The sequence below is a fragment of the Microvirga antarctica genome (assembly GCF_017921815.1).
Classification (GTDB): Bacteria; Pseudomonadota; Alphaproteobacteria; order Rhizobiales; family Beijerinckiaceae; genus Microvirga; species Microvirga antarctica.
This window is the reverse complement of sequence record NZ_JAGEMM010000151.1, coordinates 1-285: the sequence shown is the minus strand read 5'-3', so window position 1 is coordinate 285 and position 285 is coordinate 1. Positions and strand designations below refer to the sequence as shown.

Here is a 285-nt window from a genome sequence, read left to right as displayed (position 1 = left end):
AACGGAGACGGATTATGCTATTTGGAGCAGGGCGGATTGAAAGGGATAAAGGTCAATGAAGCTGTGGGAAACCGGATTGTTTGTAATGAAACGGTAAAGCTCCGGCCGGGGACCGAATTGTTCCGGAATTACGATCATCGCTTTAATATCCGTTTGGACAAAGTGAAATCCGTACGGAAGATCCGGATAAAAATAAAAGCATGGACAGCGGATCGCTGTTTATGGCTGGAAGTGACCGACGAAGATGGCGTACAAGTGATTTTACGCTCGGAAGAAACTTTTGAA

1 protein-coding gene is annotated in these 285 nt (G+C 45.6%); it reads left to right on the top strand.

The features are described from left to right. Positions 1 to 21: 21 nt before the first annotated feature. A partial coding sequence (locus J4G32_RS21255) for a hypothetical protein (RefSeq protein ID WP_210497705.1) occupies positions 22 to 285 on the top strand: 264 nt, incomplete at its 3' end.